Origin of the sequence: Bacteroides muris (ex Afrizal et al. 2022) (assembly GCF_004793475.1) — a bacterium.
Classification (GTDB): domain Bacteria; phylum Bacteroidota; class Bacteroidia; order Bacteroidales; family Bacteroidaceae; genus Bacteroides; species Bacteroides muris.
Window position 1 is genome coordinate 19,535 of record NZ_SRYZ01000012.1, and the last position, 16,558, is coordinate 36,092.

Below are 16,558 nucleotides of genomic sequence, written 5' to 3' on the forward strand. Positions count from 1 at the left end.
CTCTGCTGCTTTTTTTTACACAACAGACGCTTCATTTTCATTTTTTTTAATCCTTCAAAAGCCTTCATGCGCTTTTGTGCCACAAATGTAACGAGATATTTTAAAAATACCGTATCTTTGGCAAGAATTTTAGATGAAATATTGAAATTTTCTGTTTTTCAAGTGTCATACCTATATAAAACTATAGTATAAAAGTCATGAAAAAGATAACAATAGCAATCGACGGCTTTTCCTCTTGCGGAAAAAGCACTATGGCCAAAGACCTCGCCCGCGAAATCGGCTACATATACATAGACAGCGGTGCCATGTATCGGGCAGTAACATTATATAGTATAGAGAATGGCATTTTCCAGAATGACCGCATAGATACCGAAAAACTGAAAAATCTAATAAAGGATATACATATTTCTTTCCGCCTGAATCCCGAAACCGGACGCCCGGACACCTACCTGAACGGCGTAAATGTAGAAAACAAAATCCGTACCATGGAAGTGTCTTCATGTGTCAGTCCCATCGCGACATTGGATTTCGTACGCGAAGCCATGGTGACACAGCAACAAGAGATGGGCAAGGCCAAGGGTATCGTTATGGACGGGCGAGACATCGGCACTACCGTTTTCCCGGATGCCGAGCTGAAAATTTTTGTAACCGCCACCCCCGAGATACGGGCACAACGCCGCTATGACGAACTGAAGGCCAAAGGAGAAGAAGCCAGCTTTGACGAAATTCTGGAAAATGTGAAACAACGGGACTATATTGACCAAAACCGGGAAGTAAGTCCGCTACGTAAGGCTTCTGACGCTTTATTGCTGGACAACAGCGACCTAACCATTTCCCAACAAAAAGAATGGCTGGCCGAACAATTCGAACGGGTTATAAAGGAAAAGAACTGAACCGGACATGGCAAAAGTAGAAATAGACGAAGAATCCGGCTTTTGTTTCGGAGTTGTCACCGCAATAAACAAGGCAGAAGAGGAACTGGCGAAAGGAGGAACCCTCTATTGTCTGGGAGACATCGTGCACAACAGCCGTGAAGTGGAACGCCTGAAGGCAATGGGGCTGATTACCATCAACCATGAGGAATTCAACCAACTCCATAACGCCAAGGTATTGCTACGTGCCCATGGAGAGCCCCCGGAAACCTACGACATTGCCCGTCGTAACAATATAGAAATCATTGACGCAACCTGTCCGGTCGTACTCCGCTTGCAAAAGAAGATAAAGCAAGAGTATGTTCGAGAAGACAGCCGAGACAAACAAATTGTCATCTATGGCAAAAACGGACACGCCGAAGTACTGGGACTGGTAGGGCAAACTACGGGAAAAGCCATCGTCGTCGAAAAGCAGGAAGAGGCAAGGAAACTGGATTTCAGCAAAGACATTCGTCTTTATTCCCAGACCACAAAGTCTCTGGACGGGTTTCAAAACATTGTGAAATACATAGAAAGGCATATCTCTCCGGAAGTTACTTTTGAATCATACGACACTATCTGCCGACAAGTAGCAAACCGGATTCCCAATATCCGAAAATTTGCCGCTTCCCATGATTTAATATTCTTTGTCAGCGGTAAAAAAAGTTCCAACGGCAAGATGTTGTTCAGCGAGTGCAAAAAAGTCAACGCCAACTCACACTTGATAGACAGCGCCGAAGAGATAGACAGCTCTTTGCTGGCAAATGCAAACTCTATAGGTGTCTGCGGAGCCACTTCCACCCCCAAATGGCTGATGGAAGAAATTTCAAAAGCCATAAAGTCAAAACTTAAATAACAGTTTATCATCCTTTTGGAACAGCAAATTAACGTAATTTATTAGTCACAGCCTCAGCTTTTTCGTATCTTTGCAAAAAGAAAAATAGTTCAAATCTATTTTTCATCATGATTATTAATACTAAACAAAAAGATTGTTATGGGAACAGTTAAGTGCATTGGTATCTTGACATCAGGAGGTGATGCTCCGGGAATGAACGCAGCCATACGTGCCGTGACGCGTTCGGCTATTTACAACGGACTTTCAGTTAAAGGTATATATAGAGGTTACAAAGGTTTGGTAACCGGTGAAATCAAAGAATTCAAAAGCCAAAATGTCAGTAACATCATCCAATTGGGCGGTACTATCCTGAAGACAGCTCGCTGCAAAGAGTTCACGACTCCTGAAGGTCGTCAGATTGCCTACGACAATATGAAGAAAGAAGGCATTGACGCATTGGTAGTCATCGGAGGAGACGGTTCGTTGACAGGTGCACGTGTTTTTGCACAAGAGTTTGACGTGCCTTGTATCGGGTTGCCGGGCACCATTGACAACGACCTTTATGGAACAGATACCACTATCGGCTACGACACCGCGCTGAACACTATACTGGATGCCGTGGACAAAATCCGTGATACAGCCACTTCCCATGAGCGCTTGTTTTTCGTAGAAGTCATGGGACGCGATGCCGGCTTCCTCGCTCTGAACGGCGCCATCGCCTCCGGAGCGGAAGCAGCCATCATTCCGGAATTCAGTACGGAAGTAGACCAACTGGAAGAATTCATCAAGAACGGTTTCCGGAAATCCAAGAACAGCAGTATCGTACTGGTAGCCGAGAGTGAACTGACCGGCGGTGCCATGCACTATGCAGAGCGTGTAAAGAACGAATATCCCCAATACGACGTACGCGTAACCATCCTCGGTCACCTGCAACGCGGTGGCAGCCCTACGGCGCACGACCGTATCCTTGCCAGCCGTCTGGGTGCTGCCGCCATCGACGCCATCATGGAAGGTCAGCGTAATGTCATGATAGGCATTGACCACGACGAAGTGGTATACGTTCCTTTCACGAAAGCCATCAAAAACGACAAACCCATAAAAAAAGACCTTGTAAACGTATTGAGAGAACTGTCTATCTGATGACAGCCAGTTCAGCTACTCCATAAATAGAGAAGGCGCCATATTCCGACATATGCGCCTTCTCTGTTTTTTACAACCATTTCTTCACTATATTTTCCGTTCTCTTCCACAGTTCTTCCATCTGCACATGCCGGGTGTACTTCTCCGAAAGAGACTTGGGACGGCAACTGGCATTCAATGTACCCGTACGCCTACCGGCATCCTCGTCCAGCAATAAGCCGACAGCCGTTGCAGCTCCCTTGCGGGGAGTACGGATAAAAGGTCTGAAAAGTATATCCGTCAGCGAATCAAACCACATATGCATGGTGATGATATTGGTAGACACAATCCCCGGGTCAGCCGCATTCACAACAATACCTTTGTGCTTGACGCGACTGGCCAAGTCGATGGTGAACAAAGTCAATGCCAGCTTCGTGTTGCTATATATAGGAATGCGCCAAAAGTCACCCTTTCTCCCCCGGAGGAAAAAATCCGGAAAGTCAAGACGACCGATGGCATACGTACAAGATACCATATTAACAATACGGCTCCCCTCGCCCATCAATGGCAGCAGCTTGCGGGTAAGCAGATAAGGCCCTACATAATTGACACTCACCGTCCGTTCCAGTCCGTCTTCGGTAATGCGGCGTTCCGTTTCCATGGTTCCGGCATTATTCATCAGCAACGCCAACGGCTCCCCCCGCTTCAACAGATGCTCTGCAAATGCAGCCACTGAAGCCAGAGATGCCAAATCAACGGAAGCAGTCTCAATACGCGGATTACCGGTTTCACGCATCAGCAGTTGCCGCTTGGGTTCGGCAGTCTGGGGGTCACGGCATGCCATGATGACCTGATAGCCGGCAGTTGCCACTGCGCGGGTGATTTCCATGCCCATGCCACCGTCTGCTCCGGTTATAACAGCTAAATTCATTCTAATAATTAAAAATTGAAAATTAATAACTGAAAATCAGCCTTTGGCTTCGATTCTCTCTATCTCCCTTTTCAGGCAGGGCGGAAGCTCCTCCTTCAAATGCTGATGACATGCCATCTCGACGGAATACATCCGGGCAATGCAATAATTACTATGCCGGCAGTTGCAACGTGCATTCTCTTCGGCACGCATGCGGTTGACGAAGCCCGGCTCATTGAGCAGAGCACGCGCCATTTGTACAGCCTCGAAGCCATCATCCAGCACCTCATCTATCTTGTTTCTGGAAACCAGGCCGCCCACATAAACCAACGGCATCTTCAAGGCGGCACGGAATTTCAAGGCATCCTCCAGAAAATAGGCTTCCTTAAACGGTACGCTCGGTATCATCCATTTTCCTACCATGCGTACACCGTATTTCAACCACCAGCAGGTCATGTAATGCGTCATGCTGCGGATAGGCATTTCGCCCCGCATGACATACATCGGCGCCCTACTGACGAACCCACCGCTCAAGACCAGCGCATGCGCTCCCGACTGCTCCAGCCTTCGGGCCACCTGCATCGTCTCGTCCAGCTCCATCCCTCCACGGAAACCGTCGCGCATGTTCATCTTCACCAGCACAGCCATATCACCGCCGGCAGCCTTCATCACTTCTTCCATCACCATGTCCATAAACCGCATACGGTTCTGCAACGAGCCTCCGAACTCGTCTTTCCGATGGTTGGTGGACGGGGACAAGAACTGGCTGATGAGATAGCCATGCCCTGCATGAATCTCTACAGAATCAAATCCGGCCTCCCGTGCCAGATTCACCGAACGTCCATAAGCACGCGCCATCTCCGGCAGCTCATCGGCACGAAGTCCGCGCACAAAAGTAGGAGAATAAAGATTGAAACCGGAAGATGCGCCGACGGGCATACAACCGCAAATGCTTTTATGGGACATGTTGCCACAGTGTCCCAACTGGATGCCTGCCGCAGCTCCCTCCGCATGTATGGCATCAGTCAGCCTACGGAGTCCGGGGATAATCTCAGGACGCATCCACAACTGGCGGTCAAAAGACAAGCCGCTCCGGGTAACTGCCGCATAGGCCACAGTAGTCATACCTACACCACCCGCCGCTACTGACCGATGATAGTCGAGCAACATGTCCGACGGAGCGTTTCCGGGACACATGCTCTCGAAAGCAGCCGAACGGATAGTACGGTTACGCAAAGTCAACGGTCCGAAAGTGACGGGAGTGAATAACTTGGATTCCATCGTTATGAGTTATGAGTTATGAGTTATAAATTGTTCATTTTTTCCATTAATAGAGGAAGGGGATGATGCGTTTGCGTTTTCCTACCGCCTCGTCACCAAACTCTTCCCGATAACGGCGGTGAATGGCATCGGCACGGGGAACAAGGTTGGCAAACGTCCACCAGACGAACACCCAGGCAGCGGAAGAGGCTGTGAGTATGGCAAACCCCGTCCATTCTACCAGTTCACCGAAGTAATTGGCAGAAGTGACATATCGGTAGAGTCCTTTTTCGGGAAGATAGTGCTTCGTATCACCCGGCTTACGCAGATGACGTATCACATAGTCGGAATGCAAATTAATAACCATACCTGCAAAAAACAGAACGATTCCCAACAAGGCATGAGGTTTCAGCAAATAGGCCCAGCCGTCGGCATACAAGCCTTCGGGAGCGAAATAGAACAAACCGCCCGCCTGCATCATCCCGTTCAAAAGGTTGAAGACGATTCCCATCGCCATAATCGCTACCGGCATCCGGCTTTTACCTTTCATCAAGAACGGGAAAATAAAGGCCCGCTGAAGATAGTGCAACTGAAACAGCAGGAAGAAGAAATATGCCGGCATGGCAAATCCTGCTCCACTCTTTCCCCACAGTCCAAACATGACGACGAATACCGGCGCTTCCATAAGCGCCCACGCCAGTTTATTATTGATGGAGATTCCCCACGAAGCGGTACGAAACATGCCATAGCCCGCTTCGACAAAATAGAGTGCAATAAAAACAACCGATGCCACAGCACTCATTACCCACAGAAATATCTGAAAAGTTTCCTGATTCATAGTTCTTTATTTATATGAAGCAAAGATAAAGAAAACTCATAACAAACAAATCGTTTTCTCCGGATAAAATTGTTTTTTCATGCAAAAACCGACGTTTTTCCCTTCCAAGGCAACAAAGTGAAATTGCAGTTAGCTGATTATCAGTTAGCTGCAATTTTATTTTGCTTAATTTGCACAACATTTGCACAACAGAATCTGAAAATTCCCCTCAAAATTCCTCGTCGTTCACCCCTATTCAACGACAAAAATTGATTTCACAATTTTTAACGCCATATCATTTACGGAACAGTGAACAAAGAGAGGCGGAAGTCAGTTGTAGATGTTGTGGTGACATTTCTCACGACCATAGCTGAGCGGAGGCTCTGCCGTGACGGTTGTGTTTAACCTAAAGCCACATTAAGCTCACAAAGGGCATTTTTAACATTTGACCTCGGATTCGGGGTCGAAATACTATTGCATAGCCCTAAAAGTGTACCTAACTTTGCAGCCGGAAAAGATGCGAAGGCATCGGGCGTGCGGGATATGACCCGACATTACGCCGTAATTCCGACCGCCGTTATTGGCATACCATTCTCGTTGCACCCCGATAACACACCAGTTATACATACACCAATGAAGCGACGAGATAGGAAATCCACACATGCGGATTATGCGAATTTGGAGATACGAAGAAATTTTTGTATCTTTATGTAACGATTGGAGGCAACGCACCTCAGTCAAAGCACGTTCAACATTATTTACCGGGCTTGGAACGATGCTCTTTGACGATGCTGCGCCCGAAAGAGTTGCATGAACAACTTACATCTCAGGCCGGATGAAAGGCATCCGGGAACACTATGAAAATGTAGCCGTAGGTGGCGGCCGGAACCGCCAGCCCTCAACTATCGCCCTAAGGAAGCGATGCTCAACGGGCTTAAATTCCTCAGTAAGCGGCAACTGAGACACATGACATACCTGTTCTCTGTGCGCGTCGCATGCACAGTAGGATGACTGTTATCAACCGAGACACGCCGGATTTTTTGGATTTAGTGGCGGCGATGGTTCAAGGACTGATTACAGCCGGACTCAAAGTATCTGATGCAGAAATTAGAAAGGATAGCATAGGGAAACGGGTATAAACTACCGAAAACCAACGAAGAAAGTGTGCGCTATGCCCATAGCGGGCAGCACACACGGCGCATATCCCACTGTCGGGCGGATAGCCCCTGCTGTCGGCCTATATCATAGGCGTCAGCGGACAGGGACAACTGCGCCCATGCCGGACATGACTGTTCGGCAGCAACGACTGTCGGCTCCAGCGAGAAAGAAGCCGACGGCCACTTCTATGTCCTTTTCGGGACCGTCATCGTGCCTCTTTATCCGTCGCCGGAGGTGTGATGATGCCAGACAGTCAGGCGATACAATCTTTCAAATTCATTCCCCCCAGATGAAACTGAACCTTTTTGACCTTCTTCAGGCGTCGATGTCCGACCCTGACTCTCCCAATATTCTCCTCACCGTCCATCTTTCTGACCTCCATCAGCTTGTTGTGGACACAATCGAAGCCACACGTGAGCGCATCCTCCCGTTGTATATGGATGCCGAAAAGGAGCGGCCCCTCACAAGGAAGGAAGTCGCCGAGCAGCTCGGAGTGTGCGAGACCACCGTATTCAACATGGCACGTGCCGGCAAACTGCGCTCATTCAAGGTGAACGGCAGTACCCGTTACAGCCAGCGAGACGTCAACGCAATTATTAATGCCAAAGCCACGAAACAATGAGCAAGCCTCAATCACTTGACAATTCTACCAAAGAGGACGAGCCGTTTATTGACCGCCAGCCTGACCAATTGACCAATCAGTCGACAGGGCAAGCGGAGCCGGAGGTGCCGACAGGGTCTGACAGCGTGATTGCACAGCAATCCTCAACGCAGAATATCAGCGTATTGCCCGTTGATGTCCTGCCTCCGAGATTGCAGGAAATCATAAACGAGGCAAATATCTGCCTCGGATTCCCGAAAGACTATCTCGCAGGGGCAATGCTGACGGCTATGGCCGCAGTTATCGGCAACACCCACACCGCCGAGATAATGCCCGGCTGGAAAGAATATGCCATTCTTTTCACAGCTCTTGTCGGAAGCCCCGGCACCAACAAGAGTCACCCGCTGAGTTTCGCCGTGCAACCGCTCATCGACTTCGATGCTGAACAGGCGGCGATATTCGGCGAGGCGATGAAACGTTACGAGGTGGCGATGGAACTCCCTCCGAAAGATAGAGCAGCCAAAGGCTACGACACAAATCCTGTCGAGCCGAAGCGAGTCCGCTTCACCATGCAGGATGTGACCCCGGAGGCCGTGCATCGCATCCTGTCGGAAAACCGCCGTAGCCTCGTGCTCGTTTCCGATGAGCTTGCCGGTTGGTTCAAGAACTTTAACCGCTACAACAACGGCTCGGAGTCCGAATTCTGGATGTCGGTGTTCAACCACAAGGCAGCCATGTCCGACCGAAAGAGCAGTCAGAGCGGCGTGTTCATCCGCAATCCGTTTCTCTGCGTCATCGGCACAATCCAGCCCAAGGTGCTGACCGAGCTTGCCGCCGGAAACCGCAACGCCAACGGCTTCATGGAGCGGATACTCTATGTATTCCCCTCCGTGCAGTCGAAAGTCAGATGGAACCGCGAGAGGAAATCTCCGTCATTCGACATCGCCGTAGCATGGAGTGAAATCCTGTCGAGACTTATCGGCATTGTCCCTGCCGTCGATTCCTGCGGAGAGATAATCCCGGAGGATGTGCCTTTCTCGCCGGAAGCCCTCGACCGCCTTTTCTCATGGCAGAACGAAGTGACCGACCGATGCAACGCCGAAGGAAGCGACACCCTTACCTCCATTGCGAGCAAGCTCGAAATATACGCAGTCAGGTTTTCTCTTTTGCTGGCACTCGCAGACCGGGCGTGTGGCGATGAGAAAAAACTGATTGATGCCGACACCGTGGAGCGCGCCATACGCCTAACGGAGTATTTCCGCGTGACCGCCGCAAAGGTGCAGGGCATCGTAAGCGAAGACGCTTTGACGGAGTTGCAGCTTGCCGTACTATCGGAACTGCCCCGCACGTTCACCACAGCCGAGGGCGTGGCGATCGCCGCAAAATGCGGTATGTCGGAGCGCAGTTTCAAGCGGTTCATCAAAGACCGCAAAGGCGTTCTGTTCGTCCATTCCGCCCACGGAAACTACACTAAATTATAAACATTCCCCCTTGGCATTATTGTCACTTTGGCATTTCCTACGGAGATGCCGACGCACCCCGACTGTGCCAAAATGACGAAAATGCCAAGGGGTAAATTCTCAAACAGAAGTCCCGTGAAACATCCTTTTTTCATCGAAGAAACCATTGCAGTAAGTGCAGTGGTTACAGCGGTGCACCACTGCTATGGCAGTGCAGTACCATCCGTGCAGTGGCGGCACGGAAATTACGCCATCCGGAAATTCCTTAGCTCATTAGGGAATTTTTCGAGCCGCATGGTCTGCCACCACGCTAAAAATGTCCCTACTGAGCCAATGGGGTCACCCCCTTTGGAAACCCCGATACATCTTTACGAGAAGCCGTACACTCCGATTGTTCCACAAGCAAACGCCCCTTGCCTATGAGTTACGCTGTACTCCACATCATGAAGGCAAGCGGCTCGTGCAATGCCATCGCCCGACACATCGAGCGAACCACGCAGCCCGACAACGCTCACTCCGAACTGCGCCATCTCAACCGGGATGATTTCATCAAATATCCCGATGGCGTTGACGGTCTGGGCGAGGCTATCCAGCACCGTCTCGACAATGCCGGACTGACGCGCAAGATTGGCAAGAATCAGGTGCTCGCCCTCAATGTGCTGATGACATCTGACGGCGATGCGTTGCGCCGCCTTGCTGACGAAGGTCGTCTTGACGAGTGGGCACAGGCGAGTGTCGGCTGGGCAAAACAGACTTTCGGCGAGGACAACGTTGTCGCCGCCCATCTCCACATGGACGAGCAGACGCCGCATCTCCAGTCACGGTCGTGCCGATAGTCACCGCCGAGAGAAAGAAGAAAGCGAGCGAGGCGAAAGCCAAGAAACGCTACCGCACCAAATCCAAGGACGGCCCCCGGCTTAGCGCCAACGACATAATGACCCGCGACAACCTTACCCGGTTTCAGGATACCTACGCCGAAGCGATGGAACATTTCGGGCTGGAACGAGGCATCCGTGGCTCCGAGGCCCGCCACGTTGACCAGCACGAATACTATCGCCAATGTCAAATCAGGAAGAAAGATTTGGAGCAGGATGTGGCCGGACTCTCCGCCGAGAAAAAGCAGCTCGATACCGAAAACCGGTCTTTGGAGAAACGTAAAGCTGAACTTGAACGTGGCAACCGCTGGATTGAAAAAACAATCATCGAATCCAAAGCTGCAAATAAGCAACTGACCGAAGAAAACGCCCAACTTACCAAGGATAAGAAATTGCTTGTTGAGTATAATTCGACACTGAAAGAGACTGTCGTTGGAATGATTGAGGAATACAAAGGTCTTGAAACATCGAAAGAAAAACTCTCAAGGGAAGTATCGGCTCTTGAAGCGTCTAAAATGTCAGTCGCTTATGATTCCGATTATACCGAATATAAGGCTGACATTGAGAAATTCTTCCCGGATGTCCCCGACCTGCTTAATTGGGCGAGATACTGCAAACATATCGGGTTCCCCGACAGCTTCACCCAACAAATAGTTGCGCAACAGCCCGTGCAGTTCAGAGGAAAGCTATATTCGCCGGAGCATAGCCAAAGTTATTCAACCGAGCATTCCGAGGCAAAACTTGAACGAGATCCCAAGGAAAAGCATCGTTTCATGCTGAAGATAGATGGCGTGAGCGTATTTCAATGGTTCCGCAATAAAGCCAAAGAGTTCCTTGCCAAACTCGGTATCAGGCTCAATGAACCGAAACGGGAACCATCGTTGGGCCGCTAGAACAATCGCCACCGGGAGTATACTTTCTCTCGGTGGCAATCGTTTTGATTTTGTGTCTATTAAAAGGGCAAATCAATTGGAGAAGGATTGTTCTGATTGCTCGATTGAGGCAAATACCAACCAGATATTTGCAAATAGCAACGTTCGTCAGACCATGCGCCTTTCCCATCGAACCAGTTGGCTAAAGAGAGCCTAACAATCGTTCCAGCCGGGATACTTGCAACAGGAGGCAAGAACCCTACATATTTAATTTTAAGGCCTCTATAAATATAATAATCTTTCTCAAATGATACCACATGAGTTAGACTTTCGTCCGACACCCAAAACTGCGTACTGAAACCAGGAACTTTATCCCTTGTAACGTATATCTTCGATTGTAAGCAACCATCGAAAGTTCCATTCAAGTGTCCCTTATAAAGGCGATTGCCAAGATTATGCGTCCTTACATAATTCACTATCCCGGAAATGCCTACATTGCCCAATTTTTTTATTGGAGATGTCTGCTTGTCTTCCACATGAGGGGCCTCTCTAACGTTCCATGCTGTTTCAACAGTCATTTCCCAGCGATCGCCAATTTCATATGGAACATCAGCGGTTAAGTTGCCGCCGCGCTCGTTGTGCAAGCGGATCAACTCACCGTTTTGTTCATTTATGCCACCGACACAAACGCCGTTAACCATTTTAGTTTTGGAAACGATAAGAACTGTTGCCATATCTTATAAGTTTATGATTTCACTATTTAGGATGGAGGCTAACTTTTGAGCCACTAAAGATCGATGACATGCAGACGCCTTTTCTTCTACACAGAAAAAGACAATATTCTTGGCCTCGCTGCTTATAAGCTCATTTGCTAATTTTTCAATATCAAACGGCTCTAATATATGCTTAAGATATTCAGATTTGAACACTGGGCCAAGAGTAGTTCTCTGTTTTTTAGATTCACCATTTGCTTTATCAGCATCTTTTTGCATTTGGCGAATCTCATTTGTTGGGGCAAGCTCCTTGATATATTTGTAATTAATACCGAGTCCTTGCAACTTTGCTTGCAGGTAATTGCTGTTCACATATTTATATTGAGAACCGCGAACACCTCGACGTTGACGAATATCGCAGAAGAGGTCTATATTATTATCTCGGAGTTTGTTAAAATATGACTCTTCAGTAGAATTATAAACTCCTATAGTAAAAATCTTAATCATAAGGGTTAAATGTTTCTTCTGTCGGTTCGGTTATATTTTTATATGATTTTCGAGACCTAAAATATGGAGGTTCACATTCTCCAAATAGATTACCGCCCGGTTCCCATAATCCTTTCGTCAGAGTCTTCATGATTTCTTCTTGACTAATTACTTTGTTAACCGCTACGATATGGTTCATAGAGATGTGGTATCCAAAATAAAGTTCCCTTCCTATAAGTTTACTACGGTGGCATTCCGAAGGATCAGATTCGCTACACATAATTGCCACTCGACAATTCTTAGAGTTTGCATCCACTAATCTATGCAATCCGGTTTTAAATGAAGGCTCCTCTGCCATCTTATGATAGTCAAAATAACCTTCCTCATCATAACATATGTCATTTGATGGGCGACCTCCGATGTAATCACCCATATAAATATATCTAATTCCTTCTTGTTGCAACCATCCGTCAATGATTCCATGATTAAATTGAGGAACCCATTTTGAGTATGGACTGGTTCTAACATCGACAAGGAAATGGATGTCAAAAGACCTAAGTTCTGAAAGGAACTCTTCTTGAGTCTTTTGACCATGACCTATCGAATATAGAGACGAAACTTCGTGCATTGTATCGAATTTTAATTTGTAAAATTAGCGATATTTATCTATATCACAAAACTCTAACGTATGTTATAGAGCATATATTGGACTAATTTTGAGAATTTTCTTCTTGTATGCTTCATAAAACGTTTATTTCACCTCTTCAGGCAGTGCGTTAAGTTGCTTATCAACCCGGTATCGGGGCTGATTGAAGGCGGCGCAGAGTAGCATGAAGAGGTCATGAAGTTCAAGCATTGAATAGTGTTCAACGGCACTACTGCCTACCTCATGGAGTCCGGTGGCATACATATTTACCTGCGCTTTGTTGGCGATGTCTATGTGGGTCTTGCGGCAGAGCTTGCTACTACCTACTGAATGCAGTGGCACACGGTTCATCGTGACTGTCGCCTCATCATACTGGTTAACCAGACGGTCAATCTTACAATACTCAAGGAGCTTCTTAATCTTGGCGTTGTATCCACTTTTGCCAGAGGCATATTTGAGAACGCCAAATTTGAAACCGGAGCGTTTGACGATGTCCAACGCAAACAGCATCAATGGCGTTTTCTTTTCCCGGCGGTCATTCTGCGTCTTCATTGTTTTCTTGGGGAGATATTGAACGTAGGGAATGCCGTCATCAGAAACTGCAACATTCGACATCGACAACTTCATAAAATCTCCGATACGACAACCGAGAGCACACTGAAGAAGAAAGGCATCTTTGGTTTCCTTCAAATTGTCGGGCACATCCGTTGCCATTATCTGTTGAACTTCCTCATAGCGGAGGAAGAAAGGATCATCATATTGTTCTCTCAAAGCCTCGTTCCTTCGTTTCTTGGTGAGACGCCTAAACGGAGATTTTAGAATCTCGTCATTTTCCTCCAGCTCATTGAAGAAAGCCTGCAATGCCCGGAGTTTCGCCGATGCCGTGTTGATACTCGCTTGCTTGGTCGGTATGGAGATCTTTTGCAGGCTTCCATATATCGCCTTATGCTTATCGACATATTTATATTCGTTGATAACGAACTCTCGGAATGCCAGTATATCTTCCGGAGTGAATTGGTTCGGTGTATAATGCGATTTCTTGAAAATGATAAGGTAACGTGAGAGTTTATCCCATACAATCTTATAAATCTTGGCTCTGCCCTCACTGACGGTGCCGTATGTTTTCAGACCGTCAATGTAGCGGTCGAAACGTGCCAACAGTGTTTCGATTTCCTCCGGATTGACTATATTGTATTTCTCCGGATTGAGAAGCATATCTATTCTCGCCTCAAAGTCGGTGGCGTCGAATTCAGGACATTCCTCTTTCAGTTGCTTATAGGCTTCGTGCATCGCATCAATCTCGCGTGTAATAGCGAGACGCAATTCCTCGTTATAGAGGCTGACACGAGGTCTTAGTGAGCCATCCATATCGAACTTCTTCAGATCGGCGAGGTCTGCCTCAATACTGCTCTTGTGAAAGAGCTGGACTTCTCGGCCCTCCGTAAGCCGGAAGCGAAGTCTTATTTTACCGCTCGTCTTGGTCGTGCGGAGGTAGAGAGTTATTCTTTCCATAGGTGGTTGTGCATTTCAAAATATCGTTGTGCAAGTATAACGTTTTTGCACAACCAAAAGTGCGTTGAATTAAATTCCTATGGATTTATTAACATTCAAAATAGTTGTAATACGCTGATTTTCATTGACAATCATATTCAAATTCATTTATAGCCGTACATAATTCTAAATCCTTCAAAGATTTAGCAGCAGAGATAGGAAAATCAAATCGTTCCTTCATGGAGTAAATATCGTTCCCTCACGGAGAAAAAATCGTTCCACCATGATGGAACGATTTTTTCTCCGTGAGGGAACGATTTAAAAGATACAACTTTAATTCTTACCGTTCCTTACCTACAATACGAACCATGCCAGGCAATCGGGTGAAGATTTCCTGCGGATGGCGGAATAGTTTAACTAAACAAAGCATTTTTTCCATTGAAAGCGAAGAATGACTACCTTTGCAGCCATGAAGGAACAAGATTCAAATAGTCCTATTATTCACCTCCAGCAGCAACAACTTTTGCTGCGCATGGAATACGAATACGAAAAAGAGGAATTCAAACGCCAAACCGAAAACATGGGGATTGCCCGGAAAGTGAGACGGGGACTTTGCTGGTATCCTGCCACTCCGGGACGAAGTTACTATAATTCACTGAATCAATTAGTAATAGAAATTACACACACAGAAAATACAGATATAGAACATAATTTTGAGTTCGGCCGTCCCATATGTTTTTTCCGCCAGTCTGCCGATGAGAAAATAACCTATATGAACTTCACCGCTACCGTAAGCTATGCCGACGAGACACGGATGGTAGCGATAATGCCCGGAGCCGGTGCCGTTATGGAAGTGCAGGAAGCAGACCACCTCGGCGTGCAACTTTATTTCGACGAAACATCCTATCGGACCATGTTCGAAGCCTTGGAAGATACGTTACGCTCCAAAGGCAGCCGCCTGGCCCAATTGCGGGACATATTGCTGGGAACCTCGAAAGCCGGTTTCCGAGAGCTCTATCCCGTACGGTTTCCCTGGCTGAACTCCACGCAGGAGACAGCTGTAAACAAAGTGCTGTGTGCCCGCGACGTGGCCATTGTGCACGGCCCTCCGGGAACCGGAAAAACTACCACCCTAGTAGAAGCCATCTACGAGACCCTGCACCGTGAACCGCAGGTACTGGTATGTGCCCAAAGCAATACTGCCGTCGACTGGATTTCGGAAAAACTGGTAGACCGCGGCGTCAATGTCCTGCGTATCGGCAATCCGACCCGTGTCAACGACAAGATGCTTTCCTTTACCTACGAGCGTCGTTTCGAGAATCATCCGCTTTATCCGGAACTGTGGAGCATCCGGAAAAACCTACGTGAACTGGGCAGCCGTGCCCGCCGCGGCAGTTATGACGAACGCGAAGGCGTGCGCAGTCGTATGAGCCGCTTGCGCGACCGCGCCACCACATTGGAAATACAAATCAACGCAGAACTTTTTGACAATGCACATGTCATTGCCTCCACACTGGTAAGCAGCAACCACCGATTGCTAGGCGGACGCCGTTTCGGTACTCTTTTCATTGATGAAGCGGCCCAGGCCTTAGAGGCCGCCTGCTGGATAGCTATCCGAAAGGTAGACCGCGTGGTGTTGGCGGGTGACCACTGCCAACTTCCGCCTACCATAAAATGCTACGAAGCCGCCCGTGGAGGTCTGGAACGGACATTGATGGAGAAAGTGGTGTCCAACAAGCCTGCCGTTGTCTCTTTGCTGAAAATGCAATACCGCATGCACGAGGAGATTATGAAATTTCCTTCCCAATGGTTTTACAATGGCGAATTGGAAGCCGCTCCCGAAGTGCGTTACCGGGGCATCCTGGACTGGGATACGCCTATCCATTGGATTGACACCTCCGAAATGGATTTCAAAGAAGAATTCGTGGGAGAGACTTTCGGGCGCATCAATAAGGCAGAAGCAGACCTGCTCCTGTCAGAATTGAAAATCTACATCAACCGTATCGGTGGCAGCCGCATCCTGGAAGAAAAAATAGACTTCGGTATCATCTCCCCTTACAAGGCACAAGTGCAATATCTTCGCAACAAGATAAAGACAGACGGTTCACTCAAACCTTATCACAGCCTGCTCACCGTGAATACGGTGGACGGCTTTCAGGGACAAGAACGCGATGTTATCTTCGTCAGCCTTGTCCGCGCCAACGAAGAAGGGCAGATAGGATTCCTGAATGATTTAAGGAGAATGAACGTAGCCATCACCCGGGCACGCATGAAACTGGTGATATTGGGAGAGGTAGAGACACTGAAACATCACGGTTTTTACCGGAAACTGTTGGAGTTTATTCAAAACACAGGAAATCAATGATAAAGAAATCCCCCTCCGGTATGAAACAACACCGAAGAG

The 16,558-nt window shown here is 47.9% G+C and carries 16 protein-coding genes; 8 read left to right on the forward strand and 8 right to left on the reverse strand.

Features of this window, described 5'->3' with window-relative positions; all coding sequences use genetic code 11:
* Positions 1-197 precede the first annotated feature (197 nt).
* The 3 genes from cmk to pfkA all read left to right on the forward strand — a co-directional run bounded on the left by cmk (position 198) and on the right by pfkA (position 2,886).
* The gene (gene cmk / locus E5355_RS07400; protein ID WP_136009813.1) at positions 198-893 is read left to right on the forward strand and encodes a (d)CMP kinase; all 696 of its coding nucleotides are present in this window, start codon (positions 198-200) and stop codon (positions 891-893) included.
* A 7-nt stretch (positions 894-900) separates the two neighbouring features.
* Positions 901-1,767 carry a 4-hydroxy-3-methylbut-2-enyl diphosphate reductase gene (locus tag E5355_RS07405; protein ID WP_136009814.1) on the forward strand — a complete coding sequence of 289 codons (867 nt, stop codon included), beginning with the start codon at positions 901-903 and terminating at the stop codon, positions 1,765-1,767.
* 138 nt (positions 1,768-1,905) lie between these two features.
* The gene (gene pfkA / locus E5355_RS07410; protein ID WP_136009815.1) at positions 1,906-2,886 is read left to right on the forward strand and encodes a 6-phosphofructokinase; all 981 of its coding nucleotides are present in this window, start codon (positions 1,906-1,908) and stop codon (positions 2,884-2,886) included.
* A 70-nt stretch (positions 2,887-2,956) separates the two neighbouring features.
* Here pfkA and E5355_RS07415 read toward each other — a convergent pair whose 3' ends face one another.
* The 3 genes from E5355_RS07415 to E5355_RS07425 are packed head-to-tail and all read right to left on the reverse strand — an operon-like array spanning position 2,957 to position 5,873.
* Positions 2,957-3,796, reverse strand: a complete 840-nt coding sequence (locus E5355_RS07415) for an SDR family oxidoreductase (protein WP_136009816.1) — start codon at positions 3,794-3,796, stop codon at positions 2,957-2,959.
* 36 nt (positions 3,797-3,832) lie between these two features.
* Positions 3,833-5,056, reverse strand: coding sequence for an NADH:flavin oxidoreductase (locus E5355_RS07420; protein WP_136009817.1), 1,224 nt, complete (start codon positions 5,054-5,056; stop codon positions 3,833-3,835).
* Positions 5,057-5,102: 46 nt separating this feature from the next.
* A complete protein-coding gene (locus tag E5355_RS07425) occupies positions 5,103-5,873 on the reverse strand; it encodes a DUF1295 domain-containing protein (protein ID WP_136009818.1) in 771 nt (256 codons plus the stop codon).
* 1,150 nt (positions 5,874-7,023) lie between these two features.
* Between E5355_RS07425 and E5355_RS07430 the strand changes: the two genes are divergently transcribed.
* Positions 7,024-7,632, forward strand: coding sequence for a helix-turn-helix domain-containing protein (locus E5355_RS07430; protein ID WP_246866905.1), 609 nt, complete (start codon positions 7,024-7,026; stop codon positions 7,630-7,632).
* Between the two features lie 143 nt (positions 7,633-7,775).
* Here the strand turns inward: E5355_RS07430 and E5355_RS19820 are convergent, their stop codons facing one another.
* Positions 7,776-8,033 carry a hypothetical protein gene (locus E5355_RS19820; RefSeq protein ID WP_246866907.1) on the reverse strand — a complete coding sequence of 86 codons (258 nt, stop codon included), beginning with the start codon at positions 8,031-8,033 and terminating at the stop codon, positions 7,776-7,778.
* On the opposite strand from E5355_RS19820, the gene E5355_RS07435 reads away from it, so the two are divergent.
* The 3 genes from E5355_RS07435 to E5355_RS07445 all read left to right on the forward strand — a co-directional run bounded on the left by E5355_RS07435 (position 7,914) and on the right by E5355_RS07445 (position 10,839).
* Positions 7,914-9,092, forward strand: coding sequence for a DUF3987 domain-containing protein (locus E5355_RS07435; RefSeq protein WP_246866906.1), 1,179 nt, complete (start codon positions 7,914-7,916; stop codon positions 9,090-9,092). The genes E5355_RS19820 and E5355_RS07435 overlap by 120 nt on opposite strands.
* 398 nt (positions 9,093-9,490) lie before the next feature.
* Entirely contained in the window at positions 9,491-9,907 is a 417-nt protein-coding gene (gene mobV, locus E5355_RS07440) for a MobV family relaxase (protein WP_136009821.1), read from the forward strand.
* Positions 9,898-10,839 carry a plasmid recombination protein gene (locus tag E5355_RS07445; protein ID WP_136009822.1) on the forward strand — a complete coding sequence of 314 codons (942 nt, stop codon included), beginning with the start codon at positions 9,898-9,900 and terminating at the stop codon, positions 10,837-10,839. Before mobV ends, E5355_RS07445 begins: the two co-directional genes overlap by 10 nt.
* A 59-nt stretch (positions 10,840-10,898) precedes the next feature.
* On the opposite strand, the gene E5355_RS07450 is transcribed toward E5355_RS07445, so the two are convergent.
* From E5355_RS07450 to E5355_RS07465, 4 genes are all read right to left on the reverse strand, one after another.
* On the reverse strand, positions 10,899-11,552 hold the full coding sequence (locus E5355_RS07450) for a dual OB domain-containing protein (RefSeq protein WP_136009823.1): 654 nt from the start codon (positions 11,550-11,552) through the stop codon (positions 10,899-10,901).
* 3 nt (positions 11,553-11,555) lie between these two features.
* The gene (locus tag E5355_RS07455; RefSeq protein ID WP_136009824.1) at positions 11,556-12,038 is read right to left on the reverse strand and encodes a DUF488 domain-containing protein; all 483 of its coding nucleotides are present in this window, start codon (positions 12,036-12,038) and stop codon (positions 11,556-11,558) included.
* Positions 12,031-12,645: a DUF488 family protein gene (locus E5355_RS07460; RefSeq protein ID WP_136009825.1), complete on the reverse strand. Its 615-nt coding sequence runs from the start codon at positions 12,643-12,645 to the stop codon at positions 12,031-12,033. Before E5355_RS07460 ends, E5355_RS07455 begins: the two co-directional genes overlap by 8 nt.
* A gap of 123 nt (positions 12,646-12,768) precedes the next feature.
* On the reverse strand, positions 12,769-14,175 hold the full coding sequence (locus E5355_RS07465; RefSeq protein WP_136009826.1) for a hypothetical protein: 1,407 nt from the start codon (positions 14,173-14,175) through the stop codon (positions 12,769-12,771).
* Between the two features lie 448 nt (positions 14,176-14,623).
* Between E5355_RS07465 and E5355_RS07470 the strand changes: the two genes are divergently transcribed.
* Positions 14,624-16,519 (forward strand): AAA domain-containing protein, encoded by a 1,896-nt coding sequence (locus tag E5355_RS07470; RefSeq protein ID WP_136009855.1) that lies wholly within the window; start codon positions 14,624-14,626, stop codon positions 16,517-16,519.
* The last annotated feature ends 39 nt before the right edge of the window (positions 16,520-16,558 follow it).

Excerpts from the sequence above, each read along its gene's own strand:
- E5355_RS07465 (WP_136009826.1), bottom strand. The coding sequence starts at position 14,175 with ATGGAAAGAATAACTCTCTACCTCCGCACGACCAAGACGAGCGGTAAA.
- pfkA (WP_136009815.1), top strand. The coding sequence starts at position 1,906 with ATGGGAACAGTTAAGTGCATTGGTATCTTGACATCAGGAGGTGATGCT.
- mobV (WP_136009821.1), top strand. The coding sequence starts at position 9,491 with ATGAGTTACGCTGTACTCCACATCATGAAGGCAAGCGGCTCGTGCAAT.
- cmk (WP_136009813.1), top strand. The coding sequence starts at position 198 with ATGAAAAAGATAACAATAGCAATCGACGGCTTTTCCTCTTGCGGAAAA.
- E5355_RS07455 (WP_136009824.1), bottom strand. The coding sequence starts at position 12,038 with ATGATTAAGATTTTTACTATAGGAGTTTATAATTCTACTGAAGAGTCA.
- E5355_RS07470 (WP_136009855.1), top strand. The coding sequence starts at position 14,624 with ATGAAGGAACAAGATTCAAATAGTCCTATTATTCACCTCCAGCAGCAA.
- E5355_RS07415 (WP_136009816.1), bottom strand. The coding sequence starts at position 3,796 with ATGAATTTAGCTGTTATAACCGGAGCAGACGGTGGCATGGGCATGGAA.
- E5355_RS07420 (WP_136009817.1), bottom strand. The coding sequence starts at position 5,056 with ATGGAATCCAAGTTATTCACTCCCGTCACTTTCGGACCGTTGACTTTG.
- E5355_RS07425 (WP_136009818.1), bottom strand. The coding sequence starts at position 5,873 with ATGAATCAGGAAACTTTTCAGATATTTCTGTGGGTAATGAGTGCTGTG.
- E5355_RS07430 (WP_246866905.1), top strand. The coding sequence starts at position 7,024 with ATGCCCATAGCGGGCAGCACACACGGCGCATATCCCACTGTCGGGCGG.
- E5355_RS07460 (WP_136009825.1), bottom strand. The coding sequence starts at position 12,645 with ATGCACGAAGTTTCGTCTCTATATTCGATAGGTCATGGTCAAAAGACT.
- E5355_RS07405 (WP_136009814.1), top strand. The coding sequence starts at position 901 with ATGGCAAAAGTAGAAATAGACGAAGAATCCGGCTTTTGTTTCGGAGTT.
- E5355_RS07450 (WP_136009823.1), bottom strand. The coding sequence starts at position 11,552 with ATGGCAACAGTTCTTATCGTTTCCAAAACTAAAATGGTTAACGGCGTT.